Origin of the sequence: Blastococcus sp. KM273128, assembly GCF_021698975.1 — a bacterium.
GTDB lineage: Bacteria > Actinomycetota > Actinomycetes > Mycobacteriales > Geodermatophilaceae > Blastococcus.
In genome coordinates this window covers 1-1,324 of sequence record NZ_SSXA01000161.1, presented here as the reverse complement: position 1 = coordinate 1,324, position 1,324 = coordinate 1, and the positions used below count along the sequence as shown (strand labels likewise).

The window sequence follows — 1,324 nt, the reverse complement described above, 5'->3', positions numbered from 1 at the left end:
GCGATGCTCCTATGTCAAGCCACAGCCGGGAGGCCGGGGGTCGGGGCCGCTGCCGGGGCCGCTGCCGGCGATGCTTGAGCGCAGTGCGCGTCTGCGCGGAGGGCGGCAAAGACCGCGTCGGACAGCCGTCGGCGAAGCAGTCGGACGGCCTCTGTGGAGGTCTTGCCGGAGGCATGGAGGCGGGCGACGTAGTCCTTGCCGGGGCCGACGCCGCGGATCTGGGTCACGGCGATCATGTGTAGGGCGGTGTTGATGGTGCGGTTGCCGCCGCGGTTGAGCCGGACCTTGCCATCGCGCCTGTTGCTGCCTGACCAGACCGGGATGGGGGCGGTGCCGGTGAACCGGGCGTAGGCGTCCTTGTTGCGGAACCGGTGTACGCCGGCGGTCTCGCCGAGGATCATCGCCGCGCCGAGCACGCCGCAGCCCGGCAGCGCCAGCAGTGACGGAGCCAGGCGGCCGACCAGGCTCTTCAGTTCGGCCTCCAGAGCGTTGATCTGGCCGGTCAGCTCGCGGCAGCGTTCAAGCAGCGCGCGGGTCAGCCGGGCGACCACGCCAGGGCGGTCGGCGAGCCGGTCGAGCAGGTCGTCGATGACGCAGTAGCGGCGCAGCCCTCTGGAGGGCACGTGCAGCTCCGGGTCGAGTTCGTGCAGGTGCCAGCGCAGCTGGTTCTGCACCCGGGTGCGCTGGGCGACCAGGTCGCGGCGGTAGTCGACCAGCAGCTTCACCTCCCGGGTCGGGCCGTCGAGCTCGGCGACGGGCAGGTCATCATGACGCAGCGCGGCCAGCGCGACGGCCTCGGCGTCGATCGGATCGGACTTGCCCGGATGCCGTCCTCCTCGGCGGGCGCCGGCCATCAGCCGGGTCGGCACCCGCACCACCTGCTGGCCGGCGGTGAGCAGGTCGCGCTCGAGTCGGCGGGTCAGGTGCCGGCAGTCCTCGAGGGCGAACCGGACCTCGGGCCACTGCGCCGCCCAGGTGACCAGCGCCAGGTGACCCTCGCTGGTGGCCGGCGTGGTCTTCTCGGCCAGCTTGCGGCCGACCGCGTCCAGCGCGACGACGGTGTGCGTGCGCTTGTGCGAGTCGGCTCCGATGACGATCAAGGTGGTGCTCCTCCGCGGGTTGGTGAACCGGTCGGGCACCGGCGGCGCGGGCACGCCTCAATCGAGCGGAGAGCAGGCTCCTATCAAGCCACGCGCCACCGGAGGAACCCGGCGGGGCCGCACATCGCTGGACAAGCCACCGGCCGCAGCCGGGGCAGCGAAGAAAGGAGCGAACCCCGCCGGGCAGCTCTCATGCTGGCATTGACGCGAAGAAAGCCGACGCG

The 1,324-nt window shown here is 72.1% G+C and carries 1 protein-coding gene; it reads right to left on the bottom strand.

Features of this window, described 5'->3' with window-relative positions; genetic code table 11:
• Positions 1-14 precede the first annotated feature (14 nt).
• Positions 15-1,100: an IS110 family transposase gene (locus tag E9529_RS21395; protein ID WP_236833273.1), complete on the bottom strand. Its 1,086-nt coding sequence runs from the start codon at positions 1,098-1,100 to the stop codon at positions 15-17.
• Positions 1,101-1,324: the final 224 nt, after the last annotated feature.